General features: G+C 47.0%; 14 protein-coding genes and 1 tRNA gene. 8 read left to right on the plus strand and 7 right to left on the minus strand.

Annotation, left to right across the window (positions count from 1 at the left end; translation table 11 throughout):
- The first annotated feature begins 4 nt into the window (after positions 1-4).
- The 5 genes from AYK67_RS13685 to AYK67_RS13705 all read left to right on the plus strand — a co-directional run bounded on the left by AYK67_RS13685 (position 5) and on the right by AYK67_RS13705 (position 4,132).
- Positions 5-937: an ABC transporter permease subunit gene (locus AYK67_RS13685; RefSeq protein WP_244266929.1), complete on the plus strand. Its 933-nt coding sequence runs from the start codon at positions 5-7 to the stop codon at positions 935-937.
- On the plus strand, positions 934-1,755 hold the full coding sequence (locus tag AYK67_RS13690; RefSeq protein WP_068087887.1) for an ABC transporter permease: 822 nt from the start codon (positions 934-936) through the stop codon (positions 1,753-1,755). The genes AYK67_RS13685 and AYK67_RS13690 overlap by 4 nt, the downstream gene beginning before the upstream one ends.
- 269 nt (positions 1,756-2,024) lie before the next feature.
- Positions 2,025-2,720: a CoA transferase subunit A gene (locus AYK67_RS13695; RefSeq protein WP_068087889.1), complete on the plus strand. Its 696-nt coding sequence runs from the start codon at positions 2,025-2,027 to the stop codon at positions 2,718-2,720.
- 11 nt (positions 2,721-2,731) lie between these two features.
- The gene (locus AYK67_RS13700; protein ID WP_068087891.1) at positions 2,732-3,361 is read left to right on the plus strand and encodes a CoA transferase subunit B; all 630 of its coding nucleotides are present in this window, start codon (positions 2,732-2,734) and stop codon (positions 3,359-3,361) included.
- Positions 3,362-3,505: 144 nt separating this feature from the next.
- Entirely contained in the window at positions 3,506-4,132 is a 627-nt protein-coding gene (locus AYK67_RS13705) for a LysE family translocator (protein ID WP_068087894.1), read from the plus strand.
- 45 nt (positions 4,133-4,177) lie between these two features.
- On the opposite strand, the gene AYK67_RS13710 is transcribed toward AYK67_RS13705, so the two are convergent.
- From AYK67_RS13710 to AYK67_RS13725, 4 genes are all read right to left on the minus strand, one after another.
- Positions 4,178-5,932, minus strand: a complete 1,755-nt coding sequence (locus AYK67_RS13710; protein ID WP_082735825.1) for an ABC transporter permease — start codon at positions 5,930-5,932, stop codon at positions 4,178-4,180.
- A gap of 7 nt (positions 5,933-5,939) precedes the next feature.
- Positions 5,940-6,944 carry a Fe(3+) ABC transporter substrate-binding protein gene (locus AYK67_RS13715; RefSeq protein WP_068088008.1) on the minus strand — a complete coding sequence of 335 codons (1,005 nt, stop codon included), beginning with the start codon at positions 6,942-6,944 and terminating at the stop codon, positions 5,940-5,942.
- 315 nt (positions 6,945-7,259) lie between these two features.
- Positions 7,260-8,210: a threonine dehydratase gene (locus AYK67_RS13720; protein WP_068087897.1), complete on the minus strand. Its 951-nt coding sequence runs from the start codon at positions 8,208-8,210 to the stop codon at positions 7,260-7,262.
- Positions 8,211-8,278: 68 nt separating this feature from the next.
- Positions 8,279-11,248 carry a histidine kinase dimerization/phospho-acceptor domain-containing protein gene (locus tag AYK67_RS13725; RefSeq protein ID WP_068087899.1) on the minus strand — a complete coding sequence of 990 codons (2,970 nt, stop codon included), beginning with the start codon at positions 11,246-11,248 and terminating at the stop codon, positions 8,279-8,281.
- Positions 11,249-11,916: 668 nt separating this feature from the next.
- On the opposite strand from AYK67_RS13725, the gene AYK67_RS13730 reads away from it, so the two are divergent.
- The 3 genes from AYK67_RS13730 to AYK67_RS13740 all read left to right on the plus strand — a co-directional run bounded on the left by AYK67_RS13730 (position 11,917) and on the right by AYK67_RS13740 (position 13,669).
- The gene (locus AYK67_RS13730) at positions 11,917-12,417 is read left to right on the plus strand and encodes a phasin (protein WP_068087900.1); all 501 of its coding nucleotides are present in this window, start codon (positions 11,917-11,919) and stop codon (positions 12,415-12,417) included.
- A 260-nt stretch (positions 12,418-12,677) separates the two neighbouring features.
- Positions 12,678-12,754, plus strand: a tRNA-His gene (locus AYK67_RS13735).
- 456 nt (positions 12,755-13,210) lie between these two features.
- Entirely contained in the window at positions 13,211-13,669 is a 459-nt protein-coding gene (locus tag AYK67_RS13740; protein WP_068087901.1) for a hypothetical protein, read from the plus strand.
- A 111-nt stretch (positions 13,670-13,780) separates the two neighbouring features.
- Here the strand turns inward: AYK67_RS13740 and AYK67_RS13745 are convergent, their stop codons facing one another.
- The 3 genes from AYK67_RS13745 to AYK67_RS13755 all read right to left on the minus strand — a co-directional run bounded on the left by AYK67_RS13745 (position 13,781) and on the right by AYK67_RS13755 (position 18,316).
- Complete coding sequence (locus AYK67_RS13745; RefSeq protein WP_156453171.1) at positions 13,781-15,538, minus strand: TRAP transporter permease; 1,758 nt, start codon at positions 15,536-15,538, stop codon at positions 13,781-13,783.
- Positions 15,539-15,605: 67 nt separating this feature from the next.
- The gene (locus AYK67_RS13750; RefSeq protein WP_068087904.1) at positions 15,606-16,556 is read right to left on the minus strand and encodes a TAXI family TRAP transporter solute-binding subunit; all 951 of its coding nucleotides are present in this window, start codon (positions 16,554-16,556) and stop codon (positions 15,606-15,608) included.
- A 245-nt stretch (positions 16,557-16,801) separates the two neighbouring features.
- Complete coding sequence (locus AYK67_RS13755; RefSeq protein WP_068087906.1) at positions 16,802-18,316, minus strand: glycosyltransferase family 39 protein; 1,515 nt, start codon at positions 18,314-18,316, stop codon at positions 16,802-16,804.
- Between the last annotated feature and the right edge of the window lie 51 nt (positions 18,317-18,367).

Here is an 18,367-nt window from a genome sequence, read left to right on the forward strand (position 1 = left end):
CAAGATGACAAAAAACAGGAAAATGCAAAATAGTCATCATGGTAGACGGCGTAGCTGGACGCTGATCGCGGTCCCTTATCTGTGGTTGTCAATATTCTTCCTGCTGCCATTTTTGATAGTTTTGAAAATCTCTTTTTCCGAGCAGGTTCTTTCAATTCCCCCATATGCCCCGCAAATGGATTGGTCAGCGGGTTGGGATGGCTTTAAGGCCATGGTTAGTCATTGGTCGCTTGACAATTATTTATGGCTGACAGAAGACGAGCTGTACCTAAGCGCCTACCTATCATCTCTAAAAATTGCGGCAATCGCGACTATACTAACACTTTTAATAGGTTATCCCATGGCTTACAGCATGGCGAAGGCACCCAAAGGGTTGCAGCCGCTGCTGCTTGTTATGGTCATTCTCCCATTCTGGACCAGCTTCCTTATTCGCGTATATGCATGGATAGGCATTTTGAAAAATGAAGGGCTACTTAATCAGTTCCTTCAGATGTTGGGCGTTATTGATGAGCCATTGATAATTCTAAATACCAACATCGCTGTCTACATCGGCATAGTTTATTCGTACCTGCCTTTTATGGTGTTACCGCTTTATGCCACACTGGAGAAGTTGGACAACACCTTAATCGAAGCTTCACAAGATCTGGGATGCCCGCCATCCAAAACATTTTGGCGCGTGACATTCCCGCTCTCGAAACCAGGCATTATCGCTGGTTGCTTTTTGGTCTTTATCCCTGCTGTAGGTGAGTTCGTTATTCCAGATATTTTAGGTGGCTCGGAAACCCTAATGATAGGCAAAACCCTATGGGTTGAGTTCTTCTCCAACCGCGATTGGCCATTGGCCTCGGCAGTAGCCGTTGTCTTGCTTGTTATTTTAATCATTCCCATACTGCTGTTTCAACGTCACCAGAGAAAAAGTGGCGAGGTGTTGACATGAAAGCCTTAAAAAAGGACTGGTTCAGTATCACGTCATTGGTGCTCGGGTTTTCATTCCTCTATCTACCCATTGTTATTTTGGTGGTTTTTTCATTCAATAGCTCCAAGCTGGTGACTGTATGGGGTGGTTTTTCTACAAAATGGTACAGTGCATTGCTGCATAACGAGCAATTGCTCAGTGCTGTCTATATCACGCTTCGTATCGGCCTGGTTTCCGCTAGTATCGCCACTGTCTTAGGCACCATGGCAGCACTTGTCTTGGCGGGTAGAGGGCGTTTTATGGGTCGAACGTTATTTTCGGGCATGATTTACGCACCTCTAGTGATGCCAGAAATAATTCTGGGGCTCTCGATGCTGCTGTTGTTTGTAGCGGTCGATCAAGCCCGTGGTTTTTGGACCATCACCATTGCCCATACCTCCTTCACTATGTGTTATGTGGCCGTGGTTGTGCAATCTCGCTTGGCCATGTTCGATCAATCACTAGAAGAGGCTGCGCGTGACCTTGGCTGTCCACCGCTCAAGGCATTTTTCGTTATTACCTTACCGCAAATTCTTCCCGGCGTTCTTGCTGGCTGGATGTTAGCTTTTACACTTTCGCTTGATGATCTGGTCATTGCCAGCTTCACTTCCGGTCCTGGTGCCACAACCTTGCCTATGGCGATTTACTCGCAAGTGAGAAGGGGTGTGACACCAGAGATTAATGCAATCTGCACAATCATGATTACTGCGGTCACTTTAGGAGTGATAACAATCTCCCTATTAAACAAGCAGGCACATACGAAAAAACAGTCCTCGGCTACAATACGTGCGGGCTCCTAGTGCTTTTTGTTCGCTAAAAAGCAAGTAAAAACACATTAAACGAAAGGCTTAGCTAGTCGTTGTGGCTTAGCCTTTAGTATTGTTGGGCAGCAAAATGTCTTGAGAGTGTCTACCGGACCCTTGGCGTCCTGTCATAATGTCGCTATCAATACGTGTAACTGGGATATCTCTTTAGTAGGTGATGGGCCCTAAAAAGGGCGTCGCGAGTATTTCCTCTCTCGCGTTTGGCACAGCCTGCTCGCATACTAAAGATAATTTGGGAGATAGGAATGAACAAGGTTTTCCCGAGTGCGGCTGCAGCGCTAGAGGGGCTTGTCTTTGATGACATGACTGTAATGGCCGGTGGTTTTGGCCTTTGCGGTATACCCGAGAACCTCATTATTGCTCTGCGGGATAGTGGTACTACTGGTATAACAGCCATTTCCAACAATGCCGGCGTTGATGACTTTGGCCTAGGCTTACTGTTACAAACCAGACAAATAAAAAAGATGGTATCCTCATATGTGGGAGAAAACGCCACCTTCGAAAAACAATACCTCAACGGTGAACTAGAGCTTGAGTTTAATCCGCAAGGCACATTGGCCGAGCGTATTCGTGCTGGTGGCGCGGGAATTCCGGGTTTCTTCACAAAGACCGGTGTCGGAACCCTCATTGCCGAAGGCAAAGAGCACAAAGACTTTAACGGCGAGACCTACATCATGGAAACCGGCCTTGTCTCAGATTTGTCGCTGGTAAAAGCATGGAAAGCCGATAAAGAGGGCAACCTGATCTTCCGTAAAACCGCACGTAACTTCAATCCAATGATGGCAACCGCAGGTAAGAAAACCGTTGTGGAAGTGGAAGAGATTGTAGAAATTGGTGCGCTTGACCCCGATCAAATCCATACTCCGGGTATATACGTTGATCGCATTGTATTGGGCACATTCGAAAAGCGCATCGAACAGCGCACAGTAAAAGCAGCGTAAGGGGGCAACACATGGCTTGGACACGTGAGCAAATGGCCGAACGCGCCGCACAAGAATTGCAAGACGGTTTCTACGTTAACTTAGGAATTGGTATTCCAACACTGGTTTCAAACTACATTCCGGACGGCATGGATGTGGCGCTGCAATCAGAAAACGGTATGTTGGGTATGGGCCCATTCCCTACGGAAGATGCAGTGGACGCTGATCTTATTAATGCCGGCAAGCAAACTATTACCGAGCTGGACCGCACCAGCTATTTTTCTTCGGCCGATAGTTTCGCCATGATCCGTGGCGGCCACATCGACCTTTCAATCCTGGGCGCTATGGAGGTTTCCGAAAACGGCGATCTCGCCAACTGGATGATTCCGGGGAAAATGGTTAAGGGCATGGGCGGCGCTATGGATTTGGTCGCTGGTGTAAAGCGCGTTGTCGTGCTTATGGACCACACCAATAAAAAGGGCGAAACCAAGCTACTTAAAAACTGCACACTACCGCTCACCGGTGTTCATTGTGTACATCGCATTATCACCAATCTTGGGGTATTTGACGTGGTTGAAGGTGGCTTGAAAATTATCGAGCTGGCGCCAGATGTCACGAATGAAGAAGTGCATGCAAAAACCGAGGCAACGCTCGTCGCTTAGGTTTTGTAATTATGCCCTGCAATTGGTGTAAATGATAAAGGCGGCGAAGAGCCGCCTTTTTTGATTCCTACCAGAAATAACTGTTGTTTCCTTAGCTAAGTTGCTAATGTGCTGTGCATATTCGTTGTACCCTATGAGTTTTAAATGCTACCGATCGAAGTCTTGAGCACTTTCACTTCCGTTGCAATTGTATTGGCATTAGCACCGGGCCCAGATAACGTCTTTGTTCTCACACAATCAGCCATGTCTGGCCGGCCCGCAGGTATTGCGGTCACATTGGGTTTGGCGACAGGAATTATTGCCCATACCACGGCAGTTGCTTTAGGTGTTGCTGCTATTTTTGCTACCTCAGACTTGGCATTTAACCTGCTAAAATGGATTGGGGCAGGGTACTTGGCTTATCTTGCCATTGGGGCTTGGCGCGCTAAGCCAGAATCTCTGCAGGCAGAAAAAGAAAAGCCCATGTCGTTGCTTGCACTATATCGACGTGGCGTGATTATGAATATCACCAATCCCAAGGTTTCGATATTCTTCCTGTCTTTCCTGCCGCAATTTGTTAATCCGCTTCATGGCCCGCTAACACTGCAATTTGCCCAGTTAGGTTTCATATTTATTCTTGTTACACTATTGGTGTTTGGTGGGGTTGCATTGGCTGCAGGAACTATTGGCCAAAAGCTTTCCAACAACCCAAAAGCTCAGGTGATATTGAACCGTATTGCTGCAACGGTGTTTTTGGGTCTTGCGCTGAAACTGGCCACCACTCAGCGCTAGCTCAATGCGATTGATTGAATATCACAACTAAAGCGCCGCAAGGCCTTATTGGCCCTGCGCCATTTGCGGGTTTCTTGTTGTTGCGAGCGAGGGCATCAAACTGCGGCTACTGGTTTTGTCACGGTAATTACGAATTGTTGTTCTAGCAAGCATTACAACAGGGATAATGCCAACCAAAACAATAAACAGCGCAGGCATTGCCGCATCTTCGTAGGCCTCTCGTGCTGTTGCGGTATATACTGTGGTAGCCAGACTCTCAAAATTGAAGGGGCGTAACAGCAATGTAGCTGGCAACTCCTTCATGCACTCCACAAAGGCCAATAGGCAGGCAGAAGAGACGACGGGGCTTAACAAAGGTACATGCACCCGCCGGAAAATTCCAAAACGGCTTTGTCCCAACGTCTGTGCAGCCATATCAAGACTAGGGGATATTTTGCCAAAGCCACTGTCGAGTTGGCCATAAGTCACGGCTAAAAAGCGGACCACATAAGCATAAACCAGTGCAGTGCCCGAGCCGAGCAAAATCAAACCCGTAGAGATTCCAAAGTTCAGTTTAAAGAAATTGGCAAGGCTGTTGTCCAGTGCAGCCACAGGAAACAAAATCCCTACCGCCAAAATCGTACCGGGTACAGCATAACCTATTGATGCCAGACGACCTAAAAACTGCGAAAGAGGACCAGGGTTGGTGCGCCGGTAATAACTTAGCGCAAGTGCCACGAAAATAGCACAGCTGGCACCTATGATTGCAAGAACGAGAGAATTTTGCGCAGCCTGCCATAGGGCTGGATTGAACAACCCCTCATGGCGGCGGATGGCGCGACTTAATAGCAAAATAGCAGGCAGGCCAAACCCTAAAAGAATGGGTAGGGCGCAAAAGCCCATTGCCAGCCATTTATGCACTCCGCGTAGTGTGTAACCTTGTAATGCCTTTCCGGCGCTTGTGTTGCTCTGGTAAAAACGTTGCTGTCGCCTTGCATGGTTTTCCAGCCATATTAATGCCAGAACCACGAACAACATCACACAGGCGATTTGTGCAGCGCCTGTTAGGCTAGAGCGGTTCAGCCAGGTATCGTAAACGGTAAAGCTTAAGGTCTTAACCCCGAAAAATGTTACCGCACCAATGTCGTTAAGGCATTCCATAAGTGCAAGCGAGGCGCCAACTGCAATTGCAGGCCGCGCTAACGGCAAAGCAACACGAAAGAACAGTCGCAGCGGAGATGCCCCTAATGTTCTGGAAACATCGAGCGTGCAGGCTGATTGAGCAATAAAACTCGCCCGTGCGCTTAAATAAACATAGGGGTAAAGCACAAAGCCCATTACAAATATTGCCCCGCCCATGGAGCGGACCTCGGGGAACCAATAGTCCCTGGAGGTTTTAAACCCCATCACTGCCCGCAAAGTACTCTGGATGACACCGGTGTAATCAAACAGTTCAACATATGAAAAAGCAATAATATATGTCGGAACTGCCAAGGGCAGCAGCAATGCAATATCAAAGAGGCGTCGACCGGGAAACCGGCACATCGTAACCAGCCAAGCACATCCCACGCCGATAACAAGTATTAAAATACTTGTGCCCGCCAATAACTGCAGTGTGGCCCACACCGATTGAGGTAAAACGCTGGATAGCAAATGATGCCAATTATCGCCTGCGCTACCAATAGCTAGGTAAATCACAGTCAACACAGGTAAAACTGCAATAACAGTTAGCAGTATGCTTAAAAGCGCGATTGCCCGCTCCCCACGATGGTGGAAAGCGGACAACAGCAGTGATACGCGACAGCAAATAGTATTTAACATTCAGATCTCAGTTCGCAGGCCCATTGTCAAAGCCAACAATATCAACCAGTTGACTGGCCTTTTTACGAAGATCGCCAATTTGGTCAATAGCAACTGTATCTGGCTTCAAGTTGCCCCAGGACTGGACGCGCTCTGAGGCTTTGGCCCCTGGTAAAACAGGATATTCAAAGTTTTGCGCCGCATAAATGCTTTGCGCCTCAGGGGAGGCAAGAAACTCCATCAGTTTGATCGCATTTTCTTTATGTGGCGCATACTTGGCCAAAGCTACGCCGGAAATGTTCACGTGGGAACCACGATCATCGCTGTTCGGGAATAATATGCGCACCGAAGCTGCCCATTCTTTTTGCTCAGGGTCTTTCTCGTTGGTTTGCATTTTGCCCATATAATAAGTGTTGCCCAAGGCAATATCACATTCACCGGCAAAAATGGCTTTAACTTGGGCGCGGTCATTACCAGTTGGCTTGCGGGCAAGGTTATCGCGTACTGCCTCCAACCATTTCTTGGTCTCGTCTTCCCCGTGATGGGCGATCATGGAGGCAATCAAGCCAATAGAATAAACATGTTGTCCCGAACGAGTACAAATCCGTCCTTTCCATTTTGGATCCGCCAACTCTTCATAGGTGACTTTGTCCTGTTTCACCCGATCACGTGATGCGTATATGACGCGGGCACGCGTGGTAAGGCCAAACCAGTTGCCATCGGGGTCACGCAAATTGGCTGGAATGTGTTTGTTAATCTCGGGGTCGTTCAATGGTTGCGTCACACCCAACTCTTCCGCTCCTTGCAACCGGCCAATATCAACGGTTAACAGCACATCGGCAGGAGAGTTTTCGCCTTCGGCCTTAATGCGCTCAGCAAGGCCTTTACTAGCAAAAACAACATTGCTTTTTATGCCGGTTTCTTTTTGAAAGGCATCAAGTAGCGGTTTAATCAACTCAGGTGCACGGTAGGAATAGATGTTTACTTCTTCCTGAGCTGACGCAGAGGTATGATAGAAAATGCCAGCGCTCATCGCGGCAAGGCCGAAGGCAACCGTGGTTTTCAGCCTGTCGAATGTAATTGGCATTGTGCTGTTCCTTTGTGCAACCATCTGTTTAGAATGTGACTTTACTAGTCAGGTTTAAGTAATAGGTAAAAAACTTGAGTTTTATTGTCAATTTAAATTGTAGCAATAATACTGATTAGTTGTCACTTCGAAATATAAAAACAGCACAAGTGTTCTTATCTCATTGCAAATGCCAATGAAATTCATTTTCATGATTTTTTGCATTTTGCTGAGGAAGTTGTGGAAGGTTTTACAAGTAACGCTCAAAAGGGAGGGCTTTGCTCAAGGGGTCAAACCTTGCAGGATTAAAGCCATATTATGCCTGTCGATATTCTGCCCACAAAAAATCGTACCAATACGGCTTTTCTGCAGCATGTTGCGCTCTTTTATCATGCCTGCCAATCCGGCAGCGCCCGCGCCTTCAAGTAGATTATGGGTTGCACCATAGGCCAGCCGAATGGCATCGGCAATTTCTATATCACTTACTTGAATAATGCGTTCTGCCCCGCGGCCTATAATGGCTTCAGCTTCTTTGTGAGGCATGGAAATAGCAATACCATCGGCAAATGAGTGCGTTTCTAACGGGTGTGTGGAATGGCCATTACTTTGATATTGAGAGCATTGCCCAACAACGCCAACGACTTTAGTCGAGAGATGTAATAGATCCCTTGCAGCTATGACGCCGCAAATACTGGTACCAAGGCCCACCGGTACATACACAACATCAAGCTTTGGTTGTGCTTTAAAGAATGCAAGTGCATATGTTGCCGCCCCGCAAACCAGCTCGTGATGAAAAGAGGGCACCAGCTGAAAGCCTTGCTCTTCACTTAATGTCACCGCGTGTGCTTCTGCTTCATTATAGTTTTCGCCGTGTTCAATAACAAAGCAACCCATTGCCTGCATGTAAGCTTTTTTGGAAAGGGGGCTACCTACGGGAACGACTGCAACACTGCCATAATTGAATTTCTGTGCCGCATAAGCAATGCTTAACCCAAAATTGCCGCTTGTCGCGCTTATGTATGTTGTGTGAGGTGGTTGTAGCAATGATTGGGCATATATATAGGCAAGGGCACTACGGATTTTAAACGAGCCGGTAGGTGCGTGGTTCTCGTGTTTAACCCATACTTCAGCCCCTAAAGCCTCGTCGAGCAACGGCCAGTTATACTCTGGTGTTTCTGGTAGGAACCGGTGAATGACATCACGGGCTTCAAAAAGCGAAGCAAGCGTTAGCATAAAAACTCCCTAGCTCATGAATACCAAAACAAGAAACTGAAGGAAGAAAACTAACAAAGCGATAAGCGCTATTCCGCCAATACCCGTTGTGGGGGAATAACCAAACTGGCAACGGTTCCCATATCTTCCTCGGACTCGAGTTTAAATTCCATATGGTTTGCTTGTGCGAGTGCTTTGGTCAACGGCAAACCAAGCCCGGTTCCATGCGCAACTCCGGGGCGCTTGATTTGATGAAAGGGCTGCATCACCAGCTCAAGTTCGTTTTCACTCATACCACAACCGGTATCACGCACACTCAAGGTCATCTCGCCGTGCTCTTCAAGTCGAAGCGAAGCAATGACCTGTCCGCCTTCACCGGTGAACTTGAGGGCATTGGAGAGCAAATTAAAAATAATTTGCCGCATCGATTTGGTATCCGCCACGATTGCAGGGAGGTTTTCCGGAACGCTGGAGCGAATAATCACCCGTTGCTTTTGCGCAACTGGCTGCAAGAGCCCCACGCACTCGCGCAAAATATCTCCGGTAGAAACGGCTTCAAAGCTCAAATCCAAATGCCCGGCCTCAATACGTGCCAAATCGAGCAGGTCATTCACTAATGCGCTGATATGGGCTCCCGAACGTAGGATATCGCGCAAATATTCGCGATAACGATCATTCCCAAGTGAACCGAATTGCTCTTCTAACATGGCCTCTGCAAAACCGAGCAGGGCATTCAGCGGCGTTCTAATCTCGTGGCTGACCTTGGTCAAAAACTCGGATTTTCTGGTACTCTCCGTCTCAGCGCGTTCCTGTCGTGCTGCCAAAGCGCGCTCTACTTTACGGTGTCGGCTCATGTCGCGTAATACAAGACAAGCAAATGCCGCCTGTTTTCCTTGCGATGATGCACCTTTTTCGTTTGGCAGTGCCGCCATGACCGCCTCAGCTTGCACCATGTTGCCCTTCGCCGTACTCAGCTCCAGCTCAAAACGGTCGTTGGCAATACTGGGAATGCCTGTGGCACCAAGTGAATCGAGGCGGTGTGCTGCCAACTCTTTTGCCCCGTCCTCAAGAAAAGCGGCAAGCGGAGAACCTAGCATCTCGTCACGGCTACAATCAAAAAGCCCTTCTCCACTGCGGTTCACGGCTAAAATGTGCCCTTTCGTATCTAAAATCAGCACAGCATCACTTGCATTGTGCACTGCAAATGAAAGCTGCTCATAGCTAAGGCCTAAATCTGTTTCCGCTTCTAAAGCACGCGCTGAATCAGAGGCCAATATCGTATGGTTAGAGCCATGGTTATTGTCATTTGGACCCTTGTCCGCAGGGTATGACGCACTCCGCCCATTATTTGCAGAAGCAGCCTTGATTGGTAATAATGAAATCATCAATGCTTGGCCGTCCTGCCAAGGCACACTATGCATGCGCGCATCAATGGGTTTAATTAGTCCATCATGACAACGCATATGCAACTGTCGGTCCAACACGCCCTCTGTTTGCACTGGGGCATCTTCAGGGGAAACAAAAATCGCTTCTAAGCCCCCCGCCTGTTTGAGTTGCTCAAAACTGCTATAACCCAGCTGCTTTAACAGGCTTTCATTGCCGTAGATCAGCTCCTGATCTTGTACGATAATGACACCAATAGGCAAAACCTCAAGGAGCTTAGGGTCAATTGGCTGGGTAATGGCCGCAGGTAAATCCTTGGCAGACTGTTTCTGTTCTTCAATAACTTGTGCCGAGCGCTGCACAACAACATGCGTCACATTATCAGTGTTTTGAGGCGGTTGCTTTTTTGTAGCGGCTGACAAACTGTTCGCAACCTTTGTAGCAAAGCTTCCCTGCGCACTGACGGGGGCTTCCTTACCTTGAAAAGTGCTCTGGTGTTCCTTTTGTTGTGTTGATAGCTGCTTACTATCTGCCTGTTGTGAAGAGGCATGATTTACCGGCGATTTAGAAGCTGCCTCAATGCTGCTTTTTGCTGCCCCGTGCCGTTCATTGTAAGCCCCTTGCTTATCATTGGGGGCCCCTTGCTTATCATCGGGGGAAAGAGCCCGCGCGATTTTATGAAAGGCGTCTTGCTCGGGTTTACTAAGGCGAGACTGCAGCCGGTCAGCTGACTTATCGACAAAGCGTACAATATTGCTTGTTAACTCGGCTAAGCTGCGGGCACCGCCCAAGGATGTACTGCGCGGTGGCGCATCCGGGGCGCTTTCAACCGCCTTTTGAAACGCCGATCTGTCATCAGTGCTTTGGTCTTCAAAAAGGTCGCCGGTTTTACTCGGCTCGCTTTGAGAGGTTTCCTGTTCCAAAGGCACATCACTATCGGTTTGTGAAAAACTCTTCTGTTCGATTGTTACATCATGGCCAGCGTGACGAATTGCAGCTTGAGCTTCGGGCTCGGGTATCACAATGTCATAGTCTGCCCCGGCTCCGGAAACAGCCAAGCTTGTCGCATCGGGTCGTAAAAGCCCTCCAGAATTAAACTCATCTTCAAGCTCATCATGAGCATTTGGTTTAACAAACTGCGCATAATCTTCTGGCTGTTTAGGGTGATCGTCAACCGAAGGTGCGTCGCTATCAGGTGCTTTAATCGTTATCTCGGTTGGTTCGCGGCAAGGGTCACACCAAGCATCACTTTCAATTGCTTGAACGCTGCGAATGATACCAAAACCGGAAAAACCGGAGAAGTTGCCGCTCTCGTCATATTGTGCTTGCGCCGAAAGATCGACAGGTACAACAAGGTGAGCCTGACAACTTGGCCACATAATTTTCGCACCAGCAAAGCTCTGCTGCTCATACAACTGGCTAGGCAGTGCCTCGTCTTGTGCAAGGTTGATTCGTCGGCAAATCTCTTGCCAGGAAAGCCCGATCATTTGTGCGCTCTGTGGCCCGAGCAACTGATCAAATTCCTTGGAAAGCGCAGTAAGGTTCAGTTGCGCGTCAGTCCGCCAAGCAAAGCGTATTGGGCGTTGGCGGCGCTTGAATATAAACCCGCTCATTGCATCACTCGCTTCGTATGTGCTTTCTGCTGTTTTCTTGCATACTGCAACGGGTAAATCCATCCTGTATATAGTTCTTTCCAAGTTACTTCTGGCCCATGTAACATTAGAGAGTTTTTATGTTGAGTGTGCCAGTCAAAGAGAGCGAACACCAAAAGTGCCTATTATTCCAAAGCAGCCAATGCCACGGCATAGTTCTCCAAACGCGGCTCATTGGTTCTAGGTACGTTTAGGTATAGCTATACTACTGTAAGCTTATACATAAACTTTCACCAAGGTAAGCCAAAGTCGTCACATTGGCTTCTCTCCCCCTAAAATATCCAAGAGAATTCCTGCCTATTCAGTTAACAATTTCAGCGTTATGCGCTGTCTTGTACTCTACGCACGGCTTCCGTTGCGATTATATAAATAGTTCGGCTTGGCTAAGATATCTAAGTTTATTCCTTTGTTCCAACAGATGAAACTGCCTTATATCTCCCGCCATTTTTTAAGGGCATTTACGATACGGAATAGAATTTTATGTTGCGCTGCAAAATTATGTTGCAATGCACAATTTTTATTACTATAGTGACTCGTGTGAGGGAATTATTTCTCTGGCTATCAAGTATAAAGCTATTGCATGTCGGCTTTATGTATCGGCAACCATTGCTTTGTAGGCGCACCAGCGCTCATTTGGATAGCCAAGAAAATTCCAGAAGTGATTGCCAGTTAATCAGGAAGGAATTTTTAAAATGGCGACAACTGTAGCAGAAACATCGAAAACAGAATCCAAATCTCGTAGCACGAAAGCCAAAGAGACAGCAGTACCAGAAGGGGTTTTCTCCATGTCCAACTTTGAAATGCCAGAAGCTTTCCGCGAAATGAACGAAAAGGGTATGCAGCAAGCAAAAGATGCTTACTCCAAGTTCAAATCTGCTTCTGATGAGCTAACCACTGCACTGGAAGAAACAGTAGAAACCACCCGTACGGGCGTAGTTTCTTATAATTTGAAAGCTGTTGAAGCTGCGAAAGAAAACGTAGACGCTGCATTCGCGCACATCACCAGCATGCTGAATGTTAAGTCTCTTTCCGAAGCTGTAGAGTTGCAATCCGCTTTTGCCCGCAAACAGTATGATATGCTTTCAGAGCAATCAAAAGAGTTCCAGGGTGCTGCCCGCGATCTTGCTGAAAATATGGGCAAGCCAGCTAAAGAAGCTTTCGAAAAAGCAACGAAAGATTTTAAAGTGAGCTAACCAATAGCGCGCATTTTGTTTTTTACTAAAGGGCAGGGCTTCGATCCTGCCCTTTTTATGTGTCTGGCAGGGTGGACTAATGCATTGAACGCTAAAAAAGTGTTCTGAAAACGGCTCGAATTGTGAATAACTAAGCTGCTATGCACCTGATATTCATAGAAAAAAGCCACTTTTTGCCTGTGCTGTGGATTTTTATCTAAAAAATGTTTTAGCCTCTTGCCAAGGCGCAACATAAAATCTATGTTCCGCGCACTTGCCAAGCAGACGTAGCTCAGTTGGTTAGAGCGTCGGATTGTGGCTCCGAAGGTCGGTGGTTCGAATCCACTCGTCTGTACCATCTGCCTGGCAAGTAAACTCCCCTTTATATTAGATAGTTAGTCGGCGAACGATGCCTAGCATTGTTTTATGCATATAACGGCATCAATAAGGGTTGGATCATTTTTTTATGCCCTAATGAGCCGTTTGAAGGATCCTATTTAATCAAACATAGAAATTGCGCCAACATAATCATTCGTTCACAGCAAGCATGTAAGTGGCTACATCGCCCTACTACAATGTAACGCTTCAAATGTTTCAATTATTAGTTAGTTTTAGACAATTTTGGCCAAGTTGAACGTTGATTACATTAGTTTATTATGAATTAATAAATTTTAAGAATAATATCGATAAGCAGTAAAATTTTATTGCAAAACCTAGCTAATACGATAAGTATAAACCAGTGGTGGTATGGAGTCGTAATTACTCTTTTACGGTTAATGCTGCCAAGCTGTTTTTATGGAAAAAGAAAGTTAAAATGAACAAACTAACGAAAATCATTGGTCTTTCATTCGTTTCTGTGGCGCTGCTCGCTGGTTGCCAAACCACAACTGAAGGTCAGGGCCGTGTCGAGGGCATTAAAGGCACTGCATCCCAAGGTGTGACTTTCTCGATCACCGAAGAGTTTTTGGAAGATAGTGCAAAGGCAACAGCCCGCCTCGCGAGCGGTGAAGTTTTCACTGGTAAAATGATCATCAACAAAACCGAGACTGAAAAAGTCACGGACACATTCGATTTTGATAAAGACGATGATGATGACACGCTGTCATTCAGCGATTCCACAAGCTACAGCTCTAAAGCAAAAGGTATTCTCTTTAGTGCGAAACGCTCCATGACATGTTCACTGACATTGAGCTCCCCAAGCAGTGGCTTTAGCGGTGGTGGTATTGGTAAATGTGAACTGTCTACAGGCGAAGTATTGCCATTCCAGTTCTAAAGTGCTTTCTACTTGGTTTCATAATCAAGCAATAAGTGTTTGCCTATAAAAACAAGATGGCGTGAAATCAATATTCACGCCATCTTCCCAAACACGTTACTATCCAACTGGTTAGATAAACAGTACAACTGCACCAATAACAATCAGCGCGATTCTCCTCGGTATTTTATAGGGAGCAATCACGCCATAAGATATGGCGGACAAAGCGATGCCCACTTTCAGCGCGGCTCCAAGAGCAGAAAAGGGTGCAGATAATAGTTCGATAAGGTGCGGATTAGCAACCATACCAAGCGGTATAAGGTAAAGCCCAAGCCCCAATGCCATGGCAAAGAGCGCTACTTTCAGCCAGTTTTCCCCCACCATGCCAGCAGCAATAAAAACCGCACCGCAAACAGGTGGGGTAATGGTAGACAAAAGCGCAAACCAGAACACAAACAAATGCGCTGTTAAGGGTTCAAGGCCCATTTGTATAAGGGCAGGGCCAGCAACACTAACGCAAATCACATAGGCGGCTGTGGTTGGTACTTCCATTCCCAGTATTAAGCAGGAAACGGCAGTCAATAATAATGCGGGCCAAAGCATACCATAGGAGCCCGAAAGAATAAGCGAAGTTATTTTAACGCCAAGTCCCGTAACCCCTAAAGTGCCAACGATTATTGAAGCACACAGAATAATTGAGGCAATTGTTGCTACTTGCTTGCTGGAAGTAACACACACCTTTTCAATACGTTGCAAAGTGCGCCGGCCATCGAACTTGAAACTGCTATCAATCAATAACAATAGGGCAGCCAGTCCCATGGCGATGCATGAAGCATATTGCGGCGTGTAACCCCATACGAACATTGCCCATAACAAAACCGTGAAAGGCAATAGGAAAAACATGGAAGTAACGACTACATCGCGTGTTGATGGTTGCTCCTCTGCAGAAAGCCCCTTCATATCATAGCGTTTGGCAAAGGCATTAATGCCCATCCATACCGCCAGAAAATACAAAATGGCGGGCAGTGTGGCAGCTGCCATAATGCTGGTGTAGGGCACGCCGGTTAGCTCCACCATGACAAAAGCGCCAGCGCCCATCAATGGCGGCATAATTTGCCCGCCTGAAGAGGCAACAGCTTCAACCGCAGCAGCCAGTGCTTTGGGGTAACCAAGGCGTGTCATTGCGGGCAATGTAATGGCCCCAGTCGAGGCAACATTAGCCGAAGCAGAGCCGGAAATAGAGCCAAATAAAGCAGAAGAAATAACCGAAACTTTGGCTGTGCCACCTTTTAGCCTTCCAGCAGCAGCAGCAGCCACATTCATAAATCCAGCTCCAGCTTCGCCCCCATTTAGCACAGCGCCGAAAATAACAAATATCGCCACAACACTAACCGAAACGCCGGTGAGTTTGCCCCAAAGTCCTCCCTCGGCAATTGTTAATGTGCCCAAAAAGCTTTCAACTGGCGTTCCGGCATAACCAAACTCACCAGGTATATATTGCCCGAATAAGCCATAGAGTATGGCGATCAGTGCAACAGTGGGCAAGGGCCAGCTAATGGTCCGTCGGGCCATTTCCAAAACACAAATCAGCAAGACTCCGGCAATCAGTATTTGCTCATTGCCCATTAAATAACCGTATTGGTCCGAAAGCGCCGACTGATTATAAGCAAGCCATAGGCAAGCACCCACGCCCGCGCCGCAAAGTAAAAAACCACTCCACAGTTGTAACCGTGTTTTTGCAAGAATAATAAATACCCATGGCAGTGCAAAAGCCATGTGCAAAGGACGGCTTACCAGATTAGGCACCAACCCGGAGAAAATTAGGCCCACATGGAACAGGAGGGTGGCACCACCAAGGGCAGCTATTAAGTATCGGGGCAGTAGTTTCACGTAGACCTTCCAAAGTTAAAAAGGGTCCGGCATGCCGGACCCCAAAAGTCTTAGCTTAAACGCTTGATTAGCGCTGATCGTCTCTGATTTTAAAGCCGGCTTCATCATAGTACTTTAAAGCACCAGGATGGATTTTACCTTTAATGTTAGCCAGTAAATCAGGTGTTACACCATTCCACCATGCTGCATTTTCACCCATGCGCTTTTTTTCTGCCCAAAAGTTTTTGGTATAAGCGTATGCGGTGTCATTATCCATTTGCGTGGTGCTGTAAGCAATAACAGGCAATGAGGTTGTTGTGATTGCTTGCTCTTGGCCAGAGTATGTGCCAGCTGGTATAACAACTTTCGTACGCTTTGTTTTAGCGATTTCCGCATCGCTCAAGGATAGGACTTTAACGCCGGTTCCAGCAGCTGCTTCAATAACATTGGGTGCAGGGAAAGAGCCGGAGGTCACAAAACCATCAATGCGGCGGTTCTTTAAAGCTGGCACCGCATTGGAAAGTTCCACATCGGCGAGCTTTACTTTGCCTTCAAGGCCAAACAACTTAATGTATTTAGCCCCTTCTTTTGCCCCAAATGAGCCTTTGCCGATAAGAATTTTCTTTCCGGCAAGGTCAGCAAAGCTGTTAACGCCGCTGTCAGCGCGTACAACAAAGTGCATGCTCAAAGAAGGGATAGGGTAAAGGGCTCTAATCTCTTGGAAACGGGGAGATGGGCGCTTGGCAAACATTGCCTTACCTTGCTGCGCCAACCCAACGAGAGATGGAGGGGATGTAAAGACATAATTACCTTGGCGTACCGAGGCTTCTAAAACATTTTGAACAGAACCTTGGCTTTCCTCAACAGTTACAATGATATTGCCATCGGAAGACTTTTTCATCGCTTCGGCAATTTGTACTGCCATTTGATAGTAGGAAGAAGAAGTCTTAGCCGCCTTATAAGTAATACGCGTCTCCGCAAATGCACTTCCAGCTGCAAAAATTGCACTTGCAGCTAAAATCATCCCGATACGTTTCATAGGTCCACCCTAATTCATTGGTTTTAAGTAGGGGGAGTATTAGAGCAGCGAGCTACTAAAGCAAGTACTCATCAATTTGTGTAGGTAGAATATACTAGAGAAAACATCAAATTACTGCAGAAAATGCTCAAGCAATGGCTTACTCAAGGCGCTGCTGCCCCTTTAAAAAAGCAGGGGATATACCCCTGCCGATAAGTTGCTGCAAGCGTAAACAACCAAACGATTGGGTGCTACGGCAATAACGATTACTGCGCAGGTTCCAACATGGTTAGCTGAAATTCAATTGTCTCGCCGTCAAACCAGAAAGCGCGGTTATGGCTGGAAAACTTTTCTTGCTTCACACGCCCGCCTTCATATTTTTGCGCAAGCCCGTCACTTTGGCTCAGGCAGTTTTGATCTTGCATAAGACAAATAACAGCCATTGTTTTATTGCCAAGCATATCCTCATGCACCCAAGGCGCGTAGCCACGATTGAACTCGGTATAATGCGATGGGTTCATGGGGTCATAATAAACAACGGCCAGTGAGTAGGATTGCGTTCCTGCCGCCAACTGCATGGGCCTATGAGAAAACTTTCGCCACTCTTTACCAACAAAATCTGCAACTTGCTGCCGGGGGTCGATATGCTCTTTTAATGGGTCCTTTAAACGCAAGTACGAATTGATTGGCGAACCGACCACCAGAACAAGCGCAAAGCTAACCGCAAGGATGCTGCTTACTTTAATGAACCGCCAGTTACATTGTGCTTGCAAAACCACTAAAAGCCATAGTGGGACAAGTGCAAATGCCGGAATCAAAAACCGGCTTGAAAGTTTAACGCCGAGTACAAGTCCGCAAAAAATAGTCAATACGAATGGCAATAAACTGACCAAGGTTAAGATGCGGATTTTAGGTTCACACCATGCTCGCGGCATCATTCCTTTAAATTTCAGTAGGACTTCTTTGCGCAGGTAGTAAAGGCAAAGAAACAAAAGGGCATGGAAAGCAATGCCTGAGGCGAAGGTTTTGAGCGCTTTTTCAACCTTTCTTAGGTAGGGAAACCCGTGCATTTTGCCCTCTAGGTAATCAAAGGGAGTAACGGGAGCAGAAAAAACCCAAAGCGCATGTGGCACCATGCAAGCGGCAAATACCGCAACGCTTAAATATGGATGCGCACTTTTGTAATAGCTGCGCCAGTCCTTTGTGCAAACCGAAGTTAAAACGCAGCTGGCCAGCAGAATACCGCCATAATATTTCGTCAACACATCAGCTGCACCAAGGGCACCAAATATTATCGTCCAAAAATAGTTACGGTCTTCAAATGAGCGCAAAAACGCATAAACGGTCCAAGGCCAAATGGATAGCGAGAAGATATTGGCATTAAAATTGTAGCTTTGCAGGGTGTAAAGCGGCACAAGCTCAAGCAATAATACTGCCGCCAAGCGGTTGAGACCACGCGTATAGCGTCCGGCAACGAACCAAACTCCCAATAAGCCAACAGCACTGTTGAGCGAGGCGAGCAAATAGTAGTTCAAATTGTTGGTGGTGAAAAACTCGAACCACAGGCCTGCGACCCAACTGTAAAAGGGTGGGTGCTTGTAATAGCCCATCGCATATTCTTGCCCCCAGGAGAAAGTCTCCAGCATATCATCCGTAAGGCCACCGGGGTAATTCACGGCCAAAAAAACGATAGTCCATATGAGAACATGGCTTAAAATGAGAACATTAAGTTGTAATGCTGGACTACTTTCCAGCCGATGAGAAATCCGCGCAGTTATCATTAGTATTTTATTACACCTTTATTAAAGAGGATGCGTTTATTGAAGGGGAGG

This window comes from Polycladidibacter stylochi, assembly GCF_001562055.1.
GTDB classification, from domain to species: domain Bacteria; phylum Pseudomonadota; class Alphaproteobacteria; order Rhizobiales; family Stappiaceae; genus Pseudovibrio; species Pseudovibrio stylochi.